This window comes from Pseudomonas sp. (assembly GCF_049300855.1).
Lineage (GTDB): Bacteria > Pseudomonadota > Gammaproteobacteria > Pseudomonadales > Pseudomonadaceae > Aquipseudomonas.
The window spans coordinates 1-13069 of record NZ_JBAQKH010000002.1 but is presented as its reverse complement, the minus strand read 5'-3'; the positions used below and the strand labels follow the sequence as shown (position 1 = coordinate 13069).

Sequence of the window (13069 nt, the reverse complement as noted above, 5' to 3'; positions counted from 1 at the left end):
ACGTTTGCAAGTGCACACTCTGCTGCGTTTAAACCCTCGCTGCCGGTGTAAGACCGAGGCGAACGAAAGGAATTCAGCGCCGGTAAACAAATGCTCAGGCCAGCGGCCCGTTGAGCAAAGGCACGAAACGCACAGCGCCCAGAACATGGCGGGAAAAGCCGTGTTCTTCACGCACGATCAGCATCAGTTGCTGCACTTCTCCCGAGCCGACCGGAATGACCATGCGTCCGCCGGGTGCCAGTTGATCGAGCAAGGCTTGCGGCACATCAGTGGCCACGGCAGTGACGATGATGCCGTTATACGGCGCCAGTGCTGGCCAGCCTTCCCAGCCATCGCCCCAGCGAAATACCACGTTGCGCAGGTTCAGTTCGACCAGGCGCTCCTTGGCCCGATCCTGCAGAACCTTGATGCGCTCAACCGAGAACACGCGCTCGACCAGTTGCGACAACACCGCTGTCTGGTAACCCGAACCGGTACCGATCTCCAACACTTTATCCAGTGGGCCAGCCTCCAGCAGCAGCTCGCTCATGCGCGCCACCATATAAGGCTGGGAAATGGTCTGGTTGTTGCCGATCGGCAGCGCTGTGTCTTCATAAGCGCGGTGTGCCAGCGCCTCGTCGACGAACAGATGACGCGGTGTGCGCCGGATCACTTCGAGAACCTTGGCGTTGGACACGCCTTCTTCATACAGGCGCTGGATCAGACGCTCACGGGTACGCTGGGAAGTCATGCCGATGCCGCTACGCAATCGGTCTTCGTGTTCACGGGCCATCAGCGCAGTCCCTCCAGCCAGCCATCGAGGCTTCTAAAGACTTCATTGAAGGTCCGATCGAGCTGCAACGGGGTGATGGAAACGTAGCCCTGCATCACCGCGTGAAAGTCCGTACCCGGGCCGCCATCTTCGGCGTCGCCCGCGGCGGCAATCCAGTAACCGGCCTTGCCACGCGGATCGACCACTTTCATCGGCGCCGCCGCCCGGGCGCGATGGCCGAGTCGGGTCAACTGGATGCCGCGAATGTGGTCGATGGGCAAGTTGGGAATGTTCACGTTGAGCACCGTGCGCGGCGGCAGATCGAGCCCGGCATGGGCTTCGACCAGTTTGCGCGCAAAGTACGCCGCCGTCGGCAGGTTATCCACCTGCCGCGACACCAGCGAAAAAGCGAACGAAGGACGCTCGAGAAAACGTCCCTCGAGGGCAGCCGCCACCGTCCCGGAATACAACACGTCATCGCCAAGGTTGGCGCCAAGGTTGATACCGGACACCACCATGTCCGCCTCGCGCTCCAGCAAGCCGTTCAGGCCCAGGTGCACGCAGTCGGTCGGTGTGCCGTTGAGGCTGATAAAGCCGTTGGCCAGGTATTGCGGGTGCAACGGACGGTCGAGCGTCAGCGAACTGCTGGCGCCGCTTTTGTCCTGCTCCGGGGCGATAACCACGCATTCGGTGTAATCCGCCAGCGCAGCATAAAGCGCGGCGAGACCGGGTGCGGTTACCCCATCGTCGTTAGAAATCAGAATACGCATGGGCTGTCCGTCTGCCCCACCGGCACCAGATCAACGAGCTCGCGCACCAATACGGTGGCGAAGCATCCGGCCGGGAGGACGAATTCCAGTTGCAGAATGTCAGGCTGGGGATAATGCCACGTCAAACCGCCAATGGGCAGCCGCAGGATGCGACGTTCATGGCTCATGCCGGCATGAACCAACCAATCGCGCAGCTCTGCTTCATCGGCGGCAATCCCCTGCTCCAGATCATGGACAGCGCCTGCGGTCGGCGAGTCACCTTCGCCCCACTGCGGGCCGGTCGGATGCAGGTCGAGAATGGCCAGACGCGGGTCACTGCACTCGGCTTCACCGGCCGGAAAAAAGCTGCGGCTGTCGGTGAAGGCCAGCAGATCGCCGACCTGGGCTTTTTGCCAGGTGCCATCGGCAACACGCGCCGCCAGCACCTTGTTGAAGAGGAAGCTGCGCGCGGTCGAGAGCAGGCGCGAGCGCACATTGCGTTGTTCCGGCAACGCCTTGCGCGCCGCCCACGCACGCGCATCAACGACGTTGCCGCCGTCATGGCCGAAACGCTGGGCGCCGAAATAATTGGGAATGCCTTGCTGGGCGATCTGTTGCAGGCGCTGTTCAATCGCGGCCTTGTCGCCAGCGAACTGAGTCAGGCGCAGGGTGAAACCGTTGGCCGAATGCGCGCCACGTTGCAGCTTGCGCTTGTGGCGGGTGGTCTTGAGGATCTTCAGCGTGTCGTTTTCCGCCGCCGACAGATCCGGATCGGCCTTGCCCGGCAATTGCACGCTGAACCACTGGCGGGTCAGCGCCTGACGATCCTTGAGGCCGGCATAGCTGACCGTGCGCAACGGCACGCCGGCAGCCTTGGCGATACGCCGCGCGGCCTCTTCAGTGTTGAGGCCGCGTTTTTCAACCCAGATCCACAGGTGCTCGCCATCGCCGCTGAACGGGATATCGAGGACTTCATCAACCTGAAAATCTTCAGCGATGGCTTTCAGTACCGCAGTGCCAAGGGCTTCGCCATAGGCACGCGGGCCGAGCAATTGCAGTTCATTCATGCGCGCAGCAACAAGGCAACGGAGTGCACGGCGATGCCTTCTTCGCGACCGACAAAGCCAAGCTTTTCGGTGGTGGTAGCTTTCACGTTCACTTGATCCAACTCAACTTGTAGATCCGCCGCGATCAGCGCGCGCATCGATTCGATATGCGGGGCCATTTTTGGCGCCTGGGCAACGATGGTGTTGTCGACGTTGCCGACTTTCCAGCCTTTGGCGTGGATCAGCGCGACCACATGACGCAAGAGCGCACGGCTGTCGGCGCCCTTGAATTGCGGGTCGGTGTCCGGGAAGTGTTTGCCGATATCGCCCAGCGCTGCGGCGCCGAGCAAGGCATCGCTCAAGGCATGCAGCAGGACGTCACCGTCGGAATGAGCGAGCAGCCCGAAGCTGTGTGCAATGCGCACGCCGCCCAGAGTAATGAAATCGCCTTCTGCGAAACGGTGCACATCATAGCCGTGGCCAATACGCATAAAAAAAACGCCCCGATTTTTGTCAGGGCGTGATTCTACCTGCATTAGGCCTCAAGGGCGCGTGCGTGATGCTGCAAGTGGTCGTCTATAAAGCTCGATATGAAGAAATAGCTGTGGTCGTAGCCCGGTTGCAGGCGCAGCGTCAGCGGATGGCCCGCCTGTTTTGCTGCTTGTTGCAGGACTTCGGGTTTGAGCTGGGTGGCGAGGAAGTCGTCGCGATCACCTTGATCGACCAGCAGCGGCAGTTTTTCATCCGCCTCGGCGATCAGTGCGCAAGCATCCCACTCCTTCCACTTCGAACGGTCTTCGCCGAGGAAACGCGAAAACGCTTTTTGGCCCCATGGGCAATCCATCGGGTTGTTGATTGGCGAGAACGCCGACACCGATTGATAGCGTCCCGGGTTTCGCAAAGCGCAGACCAATGCACCGTGCCCACCCATGGAGTGGCCGCTGACGCTGCGTTTGTCCGAGGCGGGGAAATGTGCCTCCACCAGTGCAGGCAATTCCTGCACGACGTAGTCATGCATCCGATAGTGCCGCGACCAAGGTTCCTGCGTGGCATTCAGATAGAAACCGGCGCCGAGGCCGAAATCCCACGCACCATCCGGATCAGCCGGCACATCAGGGCCGCGCGGACTGGTGTCCGGCGCGACAATGATCAACCCAAGCTCGGCAGCCATGCGCATCGCGCCGGCCTTCTGCATGAAGTTCTCGTCGGTGCAGGTCAGGCCGGACAACCAATACAAAACCGGCAGCTTGCCGCCCTGCTCTGCCTGCGGCGGCAAGTACACGGCAAACACCATGTCACAGCCGAGCACATCGGAGCGATGACGATAGCGCTTGTGCCAGCCGCCGAAACTTTTCTGACAGGAGATGTTTTCCAGACTCATGTAAAGACTCCTACGCGGTCACAGCCGCAAGCCTTCAAGACTTGCAGCCATGTCGCCACGATTGATCAGAAATGAATGACAGTACGGATGCTCTTGCCTTCGTGCATCAGGTCGAACGCCTTGTTGATGTCTTCCAGGCCCATGGTGTGGGTGATGAAAGTGTCCAGCGGGATCTCGCCGCTCTGGGCCATGTCGACGTAGCTCGGCAACTCGGTACGGCCGCGAACGCCGCCGAACGCCGAACCGCGCCAGACGCGACCGGTGACCAACTGGAACGGACGGGTAGCGATTTCCTGGCCGGCACCGGCCACACCGATGATCACGGACTCGCCCCAACCTTTGTGGCAGCACTCAAGTGCGGCGCGCATCAATTGCACATTGCCGATGCATTCAAAAGAGAAGTCGACGCCGCCATCGGTCATGTCGACGATCACTTCCTGAATCGGACGATCGAAGTCTTTCGGGTTCACGCAGTCGGTGGCGCCGAGTTGCCTGGCAATCTCGAACTTGGCCGGATTGATGTCGATGGCGATGATGCGCGCAGCCTTGGCCTTCACGGCACCGATCACCGCCGACAGACCAATGCCACCCAAGCCGAAGATCGCCACGGTGTCACCCGGCTTGACCTTGGCGGTGTTGAGCACGGCACCGATGCCGGTGGTGACGCCGCAACCCAGCAGGCAAACCTTCTCCAGTGGCGCATCTTTGGAGATCTTGGCCACGGAGATTTCCGGCAACACGGTGTATTCCGAGAACGTGGAAGTACCCATGTAGTGGAAAATCGTTTCGCCCTTGTAGGAGAAACGCGAAGTGCCGTCCGGCATCAACCCTTTGCCCTGGGTCGCGCGAATTGCCTGACACAGGTTGGTCTTGCCCGACTTGCAGAATTTGCACTGGCCGCATTCCGGGGTGTACAGCGGAATCACGTGATCGCCAACGGCAACCGAGGTCACGCCTTCGCCGATCGCTTCAACGATGGCGCCACCTTCGTGACCGAGGATCGACGGGAAGATGCCTTCCGGATCCGCGCCGGACAGAGTGTAGGCGTCGGTGTGGCAGACACCGGAAGCGACAACGCGCAGCAGGACTTCGCCAGCCTTGGGCATGGCGACATCGACTTCTACGATTTCCAGCGGCTTCTTGGCCTCGAAGGCAACGGCGGCGCGCGACTTGATCATGCTGACTCTCCAGTGAATCCATTGAATAAAAAAACCAGACAAGGAGTGTAATACATAGCTTTACGATGAATAATCGGGACAAAAGCAAAATATTATTGCTACACAGGGATAATCCAGATGTCCGAAAATCGCTGGGAAGGCATCGACGAGTTCGTCGCCGTTGCCGAATGCAGCCAGTTCACCGCCGCAGCCGAGCGTCTTGGGGTTTCTTCCTCGCATGTCAGTCGACAAATCGTACGGTTGGAGGAGCGGCTTCAGACGCGCCTGCTTTATCGCAGCACGCGGCGAGTGACACTGACCGAAGCCGGTCAGACGTTCCTGCAACACTGCCAGCGCTTGCAGGACGGTCGCGAAGAAGCGCTGCGAGCGGTTGGCGATCTGACCAGTGAACCGAAAGGCATGCTGCGCATGACCTGCGCCGTCGCGTACGGCGAACGTTTTATCGTGCCGCTGGTGACGCGATTCATGGGGCTGTATCCGCAATTGCGCATTGATATCGAGCTGAGCAATCGCCAGCTCGATCTGGTGCATGAAGGGCTGGATCTGGCGATTCGACTCGGCCGCTTGCAGGATTCGGGTTTGGTCGCAACACGCCTGGCGCCGCGACGAATGTATCTGTGCGCGTCACCTTCCTACCTTGAGCGGTACGGTCGCCCACACAGTTTGTCGGAACTGAGCCGGCACAATTGCCTGATCGGCAGCTCGGATATTTGGCAGCTTGAGCAAAATGGCCGGGAGTTTTCCCAGCGAGTGCAGGGAAACTGGCGTTGTAACAGCGGGCAGGCGGTGCTGGACGCAGCGCTTCAGGGGGTTGGGCTGTGCCAGTTGCCGGATTATTACGTGCTCGAACATTTACACAGTGGCGCGCTGATTTCATTGCTGGAGGCGCATCAGCCGCCGAATACGGCGGTGTGGGCGCTGTATCCGCAGCAACGGCATTTGTCGCCCAAGGTGCGCAAGTTGGTGGATTTTTTGAAGGTGGGGTTGGCTGAGCGGCCGGAGTATCGAAGCTGAGTGATGGGTTGTTCGTGCGGCCGCCTTCGCGAGCAAGCTCGCTCCCACAGGGGAACCGCAGTAAATGCAAATTTGGTGTCAGGCGCAAATCAAATGTGGGAGCGAGCTTGCTCGCGAAGGCGGCGCAATGGGCGCCAAAGCAATCAGCGGCGGTTAGCCCAACGCTGACGCAACCACTCCAGATCTTCTGGCCGGGTCACCTTGAGGTTATCCGCCCGCCCTTCAATCAGTCGCGGCGCCAGGCCAGCCCACTCCATCGCCGAAGCTTCATCGGTAACCAGCGCATCCGCGACCAGACTGTCGGCCAACGCCCGATGCAACGCACCGAGGCGGAACATCTGCGGGGTGTACGCCTGCCAGATCACGCTGCGATCCACGGTTTCAACCACGCGCCCGTGCTTGTCGACCCGCTTCAACGTGTCGCGCGCAGGCACCGCGAGCAAACCACCGACCGGATCATCCGCCAGTTCATCGAGTAACTGGTCGAGATCTTCGCGACTCAGATTCGGCCGTGCCGCATCGTGCACCAGCACCCAATCTTCATCGTCGGCACCTTGCGCGTGCAGGTGCAGCAAAGCATTGAGCACCGAGCCGGAACGCTCCGCGCCGCCTTCAACGCGCTGAATGCGCGAGTCGCCCGCGCACGCCAGGTTCGGCCAGTAAGGATCATCAACCGCAAGACTGACCACCAGCCCCTTGAGGCTTGGATGGTCGAGGAAACAGCCGAGGCTGTGTTCGAGAATTGTGCGCCCGCCCAGTTGCAAATATTGCTTGGGACGGTCCGCGGCCATTCGGGCACCGACGCCCGCGGCAGGAATCACGGCCCAGAAGGCCGGCAGGGAATTGATCATTGGGCCAACTGGTAAAGGGTTTCGCCGTCCTTGACCATGCCCAGTTCGTGACGAGCCCGCTCTTCAACGGTCTCCATGCCCTTTTTCAACTCGCTGACTTCAGCGTCCATCACTCGGTTGCGCTCCAGCAAACCTTCGTTCTCGGCGTGTTGATCAGCAATCTGCTGATTCAGCTCGGCGACCTGCGCCAGACTGCCATTGCCCACCCACAGGCGGTACTGCAGACCGGCCAGCAGCAAGAGCAAAACGAGAAACAACCAGTAAGGACTGCGCATCGAATATCAGGTATCCAGTGAAAAAAGACAGCCACGCCAAAAACTTTGAAGCATCTGATAGCACGAAGCCTGGAAGACCCAGGCTTGTGCTGTTAAGGCATCAGATTAGTGGCAAATCCATCGCTGTCACGACTTTTTCGACACTATCCGGTGTCCTTCCATCGATTTGTACTTAGCCGCGGAACTCGCTGCGACCGTTGTACTTGGCCTTGCCATTCAACTGCTCTTCGATACGCAGCAGTTGGTTGTACTTGGAAACGCGGTCGGAACGGCACAGCGAACCGGTCTTGATCTGGCCAGCCGAAGTGCCCACAGCCAGGTCGGCAATGGTCGAATCTTCGGTTTCGCCCGAACGGTGCGAGATCACTGCGGTGTAACCGGCAGCCTTGGCCATCTGGATGGCTTCCAGGGTTTCGGTCAGGGTGCCGATCTGGTTGAACTTGATCAGGATCGAGTTGGCGATGTTTTTATCGATGCCCTCTTTCAGGATCTTGGTGTTGGTCACGAACAGGTCGTCGCCCACCAGTTGAACCTTCTCGCCGATCTTGTCGGTGAGGATCTTCCAGCCAGCCCAGTCAGACTCGTCCAGACCGTCTTCGATCGAGATGATCGGATAACGTTCGGTCAGGCCTTTCAGGTAGTCAGCAAAACCTTCGGCAGTGAACACCTGGCCTTCGCCGGACAGGTTGTACTTGCCGTCTTCGTAGAATTCGCTGGCCGCGCAGTCCAGCGCCAGGGTCACGTCGGTGCCCAGCTTGTAACCGGCGTTGGCCACCGCTTCGGAGATCACTTTCAGCGCGTCTTCGTTGGACGCCAGGTTCGGTGCGAAACCGCCTTCGTCGCCAACGGCAGTGCTCAGGCCACGGGCCTTCAGCACGGCTTTCAAGTGATGGAAAATCTCGGTGCCCATGCGCAGACCTTCCGAGAACGACTTGGCGCCAACCGGCTGCACCATGAATTCCTGGATGTCGACGTTGTTATCGGCGTGTTCGCCACCGTTGATGATGTTCATCATCGGTACCGGCATCGAGTAAACACCCGGAGTACCGTTGAGGTTGGCGATGTGTGCGTACAGCGGCAGGTCCTGATCCTGAGCAGCTGCCTTGGCCGCAGCCAGGGACACGGCAAGGATGGCGTTGGCGCCCAGGGTCGCTTTGTTTTCAGTACCGTCGAGCTTGATCATCGCGTGATCCAGAGCTTTCTGGTCGCTTGGGTCGGTGCCCAGCAGCAGATCGCGGATCGGACCGTTGATGTTGGCTACCGCTTTGAGCACGCCCTTGCCCAGGTAACGGCTCTTGTCGCCATCACGCAGCTCGAGCGCTTCACGCGAGCCAGTGGATGCACCGGACGGCGCGCACGCGCTGCCGATGATGCCGTTGTCGAGAAGCACGTCCGCTTCCACGGTGGGATTGCCACGGGAGTCGAGAACTTCACGACCTTTGATGTCGACGATTTTTGCCATTGTTGTAAACACTCCAAAGTTGACGAAAACGACGCAGCTAGAGGAAATCTTTTTACCGTCGGCAAGGGGTGTGCAGCGGGCAGACTTGCAGACGATAACGCTCATGCCCGAGGGCATGAGCGACAAATCGTGCGGTACTTTACCGGAGAAATGAGTGTTACGCGGTTTCTACCGTCGGAAAACTCTTAACCAGTTCGTCCAACGCTTTGAGCTGGGCCAGGAATGGCTCCAGTTTGTCCAGACGCAAGGCGCAAGGGCCGTCGCATTTGGCGTTGTCCGGATCCGGGTGCGCTTCGAGGAACAAACCCGCCAACGACTGGCTCATGCCGGCCTTGGCCAGATCCAGAACCTGGGCACGGCGACCGCCAGCGGAGTCGGCACGACCACCGGGCATCTGCAGCGCGTGGGTCACGTCGAAAAATACCGGGTACTCGAACTGCTTCATGATGCCGAAGCCGAGCATGTCGACCACGAGGTTGTTGTAGCCGAAGCTCGAACCACGCTCGCAGAGGATCAATTGATCGTTACCCGCTTCCACGCACTTGTTCAGGATGTGTTTCATTTCCTGAGGGGCGAGGAACTGGGCTTTCTTGATGTTGATCACTGCATTGGTCTTGGCCATCGCGACGACCAGATCGGTCTGGCGCGACAGGAAGGCCGGCAGTTGAATGATGTCGCAGACCTCAGCGACGACCGCGGCCTGATCAGGCTCGTGGACGTCGGTGATGATCGGTACGCCGAAGGCTTGTTTGATGTCCTGGAAGATGCGCATGCCCTCTTCCAGGCCAGGACCGCGATAAGAGGTCACAGAAGAACGGTTGGCCTTGTCGAAACTGGCCTTGAACACGTAAGGGATACCGAGCTTTTCGGTGACCTTCACGTACTCTTCGCAAACCTGCATGGCCATGTCACGGCTTTCCAGCACGTTCATGCCGCCGAACAGCACCATGGGTTTGTCGTTGGCAATCTCGATGTCGCCGACGCGGATGATCTTCTGTGCCATCGGGGTTACGCCTTCTTCTGGTGTTGAGCCAATGCTGCTTTGACAAAACCGCTGAACAGCGGATGGCCATCACGTGGTGTCGAGGTGAACTCTGGGTGGAACTGGCAAGCGACGAACCATGGATGATCCGCAGCTTCAACCACTTCAACCAACGCTGCGTCAGCGGAGCGGCCGGAGATTTTCAGGCCGGCTTCGATGATTTGCGGCAGCAGGTTGTTGTTCACTTCGTAACGGTGACGGTGACGCTCGACGATCACGTCCTTGCCGTAGCAATCGTGCACCTTGGAACCGGCTTCGAGCAGGCATTCCTGAGCGCCGAGGCGCATGGTGCCGCCCAGATCGGAAGCTTCGGTACGCACTTCAACAGCACCGGTAGCGTCTTCCCACTCGGTGATCAGACCGACCACCGGATGGCCGCTGGCGCGATCGAATTCAGTGGAGTTGGCGTCTTTCCAGCCCATCACGTTACGGGCGAACTCGATGACCGCCACTTGCATACCGAGGCAGATACCCAGATAAGGAACCTTGTTTTCGCGAGCGTACTGAACGGCCGTAATCTTGCCTTCCACGCCGCGCAGACCGAAGCCGCCCGGTACGAGGATCGCGTCGACACCTTCGAGCAGCGCAGTGCCCTGGTTCTCGATGTCTTCGGAATCGATGTAGCGCAGGTTGACCTTGGTGCGGTTGCTGATGCCGGCATGGCTCATCGCTTCGATCAGCGACTTGTAGGCGTCCAGCAGTTCCATGTACTTGCCGACCATGGCGATGGTCACTTCGTGTTCCGGGTTCAGCTTGGCGTCAACCACCGCTTCCCACTCGGACAGGTCAGCGCTGCCGCATTGCAGGCCGAAACGCTCGACGACAAAATCGTCCAGACCCTGCGAGTGCAGGATGCCCGGGATCTTGTAGATGGTGTCGGCGTCTTCCAGCGCGATCACCGCACGTTCTTCAACGTTGGTGAACTGGGCGATCTTGCGACGCGACGAGATGTCGATCGGATGATCGGAACGGCACACCAGCACGTCTGGCTGCAGGCCGATCGAACGCAGTTCCTTGACGGAGTGCTGAGTCGGTTTGGTTTTGGTTTCGCCAGCGGTGGCGATGTACGGCACCAGCGTCAGGTGCATCAGCATCGCGCGTTTGGCGCCGACTTCGAAACGCAGTTGACGGATCGCTTCGAGGAACGGTTGCGACTCGATGTCACCGACGGTGCCACCGATCTCGACCATTGCCACGTCAGCGTCACCGGCACCCTTGATGATGCGGCGCTTGATTTCGTCGGTGATGTGCGGGATCACCTGGATGGTTGCACCCAGGTAGTCACCACGGCGCTCTTTGCGCAGCACGTGCTCGTAGACACGGCCGGTGGTGAAGTTGTTGTTCTGGGTCATGGTCGTGCGGATAAACCGCTCGTAGTGGCCCAGGTCCAGGTCGGTTTCGGCGCCGTCGTGGGTGACGAACACTTCACCGTGCTGGAACGGGCTCATCGTGCCCGGGTCGACGTTGATGTACGGGTCCAGCTTCAGCATGGTGACCTTAAGTCCCCGCGCCTCCAGGATGGCCGCCAATGAAGCCGATGCAATGCCTTTCCCCAATGAAGAAACAACACCGCCCGTGACGAATATGTAGCGCGTCATGAAAAACCCTAGAAGTCTGCGTTAAAGCGGTACGAGCCGCCGGGGAAAGCGAAGGAAGGCCGAAGCCCCCGATCACCTGCATTAATCACAGTGCACCTTTCAAAAAAACCGCCGCGTTGGGACAGACCGGCAGGTGAAACACCGGTACGTTGCTCGCTACACATTTTTTGGAATCGCCCAGCAAAGACTGCTTGGTAATCGGCAACTCCTGCAATTCAGGCGAATCCACAGAAGTTGTATCAAGAAGGGAGCGTAGTCTACCGGAATGCTCCTTTCAGCTCAAACCTTGATCTTCGTCTGTTGGCTGCCAATGCAATTTCCAGCCGTCCTGCACAGGGCCATCAAGTCCCGGCAGGTTCGCCACCGCGAGCAATTCGTCGCCGCGAAACAGCAGCGGCAATCTGCCACGCACAAAGCCCGGCACCGCGCGCTCATTGAGCAGGCGCTTGAGATCTCGGTGACCGCGATCGGCCAGTTGCATCACTTCGCCGCCCTGACGATAAGCAATGCGCAACCGTCCGCAAGGCGTCTGCCCGCTGAACCTGACGCGGCCGTTATTGGCCAAGCGTAGCGCTGACGCGGGGCTCTGCCACTCGCCGCCGATCATCGGCGCATGCAACCAGTCGCCACTGAGCCACCACAGCCGACCGGCGCTGCGCTGCAGTTCGCCATCGGCCAGGCGCCAGACGGGGGATGCATCGGGAGCCGCTTCGCAGAGATCCTTCCAACCCGACCAATGGTCGCTATCGGGGAGTTGAGTGAAGGGTTCCAGCCAATGACTGATCGCATTGCGTTGGCGCGCGGCAGACAGGGCGGCGATTGGCGCCAGTTCCAGCGACGGTAAACCCAGCCATTCGAAATCGTGAGAGGTGTTCGCCTGTGCGAGATCGATCTGCGCCAACTCATCGAGCAGCCCCTGCGCCTCACGCAGATGAGCGGCACTGCGGGCCATGCTCGCCTGCGCTTGCGGCCAGCGCCCGGTCAGCAGCGGCATGACTTGATGGCGCAGATAATTGCGCGAGAATTGTCGATCCTGGTTGGACGGGTCTTCGATCCAGTTCAATTGATGAGCCTGCGCATACGCCTCCAGTTCGGCGCGGGAGATGTCCAGCATCGGACGAATCAGCATGCCCTGCCCCACTGATCGCTGCGCCGGCATCCCGGACAATCCGCGCACACCGGCGCCACGCAACAATCGGAATAACAGCGTTTCCGCCTGATCATCGCGATGTTGCCCGGTCAGCAATACATCAGTGGTCTGCGTCAGCGCACTGAACGCCGCGTAACGCGCATCCCGTGCCGCCCGCTCCAGACTCGCGCCAGGTTGCACCTTCACACGTTCGATCAGCAACGGCACGCCCAGCGCATCGCATACGGATTGGCAATGTTGCGGCCACGCATCAGCCACAACCTGAAGGCCGTGGTGAATATGAATAGCGCTGAGTGGAGGGAGGGAGTCGGATTTTGCCAGAGAGGCAAGCAGGTGCAGCAGGACGGTGGAGTCGAGACCACCGGAGAAGGCGATACGCCAATGACTGGCGTTGCGCCAAGGCTCAAGGTTCAGTAATAGCCGGGAAGGCAAATCAATCGAGAGATGACTCATTTTTTACCTTCACCGAAAACCAATGTGGGAGCGAGCTTGCTCGCGAAAGCGGTTTAACATTCAACATTTCCGTTGTCAGTTATAACGCTTTCGCGATCAAGCTCGCTCCCACAGTGTTT

General features: G+C 59.6%; 13 protein-coding genes. 1 reads left to right on the top strand and 12 read right to left on the bottom strand.

The genetic code is table 11. The annotated features are described in order from the left end of the window. Positions 1 to 94: 94 nt before the first annotated feature. The 6 genes from WA225_RS00190 to WA225_RS00165 form a co-directional block, all read right to left on the bottom strand. Positions 95 to 730, bottom strand: coding sequence for a protein-L-isoaspartate(D-aspartate) O-methyltransferase (locus tag WA225_RS00190; protein WP_160768345.1), 636 nt, complete (start codon positions 728 to 730; stop codon positions 95 to 97). A 41-nt stretch (positions 731 to 771) separates the two neighbouring features. Continuing rightward, positions 772 to 1521, bottom strand: coding sequence for a 5'/3'-nucleotidase SurE (gene surE / locus WA225_RS00185; RefSeq protein WP_422606420.1), 750 nt, complete (start codon positions 1519 to 1521; stop codon positions 772 to 774). Continuing rightward, positions 1509 to 2567 (bottom strand): tRNA pseudouridine(13) synthase TruD, encoded by a 1059-nt coding sequence (gene truD / locus WA225_RS00180; protein WP_422606419.1) that lies wholly within the window; start codon positions 2565 to 2567, stop codon positions 1509 to 1511. The genes surE and truD overlap by 13 nt, the downstream gene beginning before the upstream one ends. Continuing rightward, entirely contained in the window at positions 2564 to 3037 is a 474-nt protein-coding gene (ispF, locus tag WA225_RS00175; protein WP_034149878.1) for a 2-C-methyl-D-erythritol 2,4-cyclodiphosphate synthase, read from the bottom strand. The genes truD and ispF overlap by 4 nt, the downstream gene beginning before the upstream one ends. Before the next feature lie 44 nt (positions 3038 to 3081). Then, a complete protein-coding gene (gene fghA / locus WA225_RS00170; protein WP_422606418.1) occupies positions 3082 to 3927 on the bottom strand; it encodes an S-formylglutathione hydrolase in 846 nt (281 codons plus the stop codon). Positions 3928 to 3992: 65 nt separating this feature from the next. Next, on the bottom strand, positions 3993 to 5105 hold the full coding sequence (locus tag WA225_RS00165; protein WP_339454194.1) for an S-(hydroxymethyl)glutathione dehydrogenase/class III alcohol dehydrogenase: 1113 nt from the start codon (positions 5103 to 5105) through the stop codon (positions 3993 to 3995). A 117-nt stretch (positions 5106 to 5222) separates the two neighbouring features. Here WA225_RS00165 and WA225_RS00160 point away from each other — a divergent pair, with 117 nt between their 5' ends. Further along, positions 5223 to 6119, top strand: coding sequence for a LysR substrate-binding domain-containing protein (locus WA225_RS00160; RefSeq protein ID WP_422606417.1), 897 nt, complete (start codon positions 5223 to 5225; stop codon positions 6117 to 6119). A gap of 143 nt (positions 6120 to 6262) precedes the next feature. Here the strand turns inward: WA225_RS00160 and ispD are convergent, their stop codons facing one another. The 6 genes from ispD to tilS form a co-directional block, all read right to left on the bottom strand. Next, positions 6263 to 6970: a 2-C-methyl-D-erythritol 4-phosphate cytidylyltransferase gene (gene ispD / locus WA225_RS00155; protein WP_422606416.1), complete on the bottom strand. Its 708-nt coding sequence runs from the start codon at positions 6968 to 6970 to the stop codon at positions 6263 to 6265. Beyond that, on the bottom strand, positions 6967 to 7245 hold the full coding sequence (ftsB, locus tag WA225_RS00150; protein ID WP_007908838.1) for a cell division protein FtsB: 279 nt from the start codon (positions 7243 to 7245) through the stop codon (positions 6967 to 6969). The genes ispD and ftsB overlap by 4 nt, the downstream gene beginning before the upstream one ends. 172 nt (positions 7246 to 7417) lie before the next feature. Further along, positions 7418 to 8707 (bottom strand): phosphopyruvate hydratase, encoded by a 1290-nt coding sequence (gene eno / locus WA225_RS00145; protein ID WP_007908839.1) that lies wholly within the window; start codon positions 8705 to 8707, stop codon positions 7418 to 7420. A 157-nt stretch (positions 8708 to 8864) separates the two neighbouring features. Continuing rightward, on the bottom strand, positions 8865 to 9710 hold the full coding sequence (gene kdsA / locus WA225_RS00140; protein ID WP_016985082.1) for a 3-deoxy-8-phosphooctulonate synthase: 846 nt from the start codon (positions 9708 to 9710) through the stop codon (positions 8865 to 8867). Between the two features lie 5 nt (positions 9711 to 9715). Continuing rightward, on the bottom strand, positions 9716 to 11347 hold the full coding sequence (locus tag WA225_RS00135) for a CTP synthase (protein WP_422606415.1): 1632 nt from the start codon (positions 11345 to 11347) through the stop codon (positions 9716 to 9718). 274 nt (positions 11348 to 11621) lie between these two features. After that, the gene (gene tilS, locus WA225_RS00130) at positions 11622 to 12950 is read right to left on the bottom strand and encodes a tRNA lysidine(34) synthetase TilS (RefSeq protein ID WP_422606414.1); all 1329 of its coding nucleotides are present in this window, start codon (positions 12948 to 12950) and stop codon (positions 11622 to 11624) included. Between the last annotated feature and the right edge of the window lie 119 nt (positions 12951 to 13069).

What these genes read in the sequence shown, in the direction of transcription:
- WA225_RS00190 (WP_160768345.1), bottom strand. Translation starts at nt 730, where the DNA reads ATGACTTCCCAGCGTACCCGTGAGCGTCTGATCCAGCGCCTGTATGAA.
- surE (WP_422606420.1), bottom strand. Translation starts at nt 1,521, where the DNA reads ATGCGTATTCTGATTTCTAACGACGATGGGGTAACCGCACCCGGTCTC.
- truD (WP_422606419.1), bottom strand. Translation starts at nt 2,567, where the DNA reads ATGAATGAACTGCAATTGCTCGGCCCGCGTGCCTATGGCGAAGCCCTT.
- ispF (WP_034149878.1), bottom strand. Translation starts at nt 3,037, where the DNA reads ATGCGTATTGGCCACGGCTATGATGTGCACCGTTTCGCAGAAGGCGAT.
- fghA (WP_422606418.1), bottom strand. Translation starts at nt 3,927, where the DNA reads ATGAGTCTGGAAAACATCTCCTGTCAGAAAAGTTTCGGCGGCTGGCAC.
- WA225_RS00165 (WP_339454194.1), bottom strand. Translation starts at nt 5,105, where the DNA reads ATGATCAAGTCGCGCGCCGCCGTTGCCTTCGAGGCCAAGAAGCCGCTG.
- WA225_RS00160 (WP_422606417.1), top strand. Translation starts at nt 5,223, where the DNA reads ATGTCCGAAAATCGCTGGGAAGGCATCGACGAGTTCGTCGCCGTTGCC.
- ispD (WP_422606416.1), bottom strand. Translation starts at nt 6,970, where the DNA reads ATGATCAATTCCCTGCCGGCCTTCTGGGCCGTGATTCCTGCCGCGGGC.
- ftsB (WP_007908838.1), bottom strand. Translation starts at nt 7,245, where the DNA reads ATGCGCAGTCCTTACTGGTTGTTTCTCGTTTTGCTCTTGCTGCTGGCC.
- eno (WP_007908839.1), bottom strand. Translation starts at nt 8,707, where the DNA reads ATGGCAAAAATCGTCGACATCAAAGGTCGTGAAGTTCTCGACTCCCGT.
- kdsA (WP_016985082.1), bottom strand. Translation starts at nt 9,710, where the DNA reads ATGGCACAGAAGATCATCCGCGTCGGCGACATCGAGATTGCCAACGAC.
- WA225_RS00135 (WP_422606415.1), bottom strand. Translation starts at nt 11,347, where the DNA reads ATGACGCGCTACATATTCGTCACGGGCGGTGTTGTTTCTTCATTGGGG.
- tilS (WP_422606414.1), bottom strand. Translation starts at nt 12,950, where the DNA reads ATGAGTCATCTCTCGATTGATTTGCCTTCCCGGCTATTACTGAACCTT.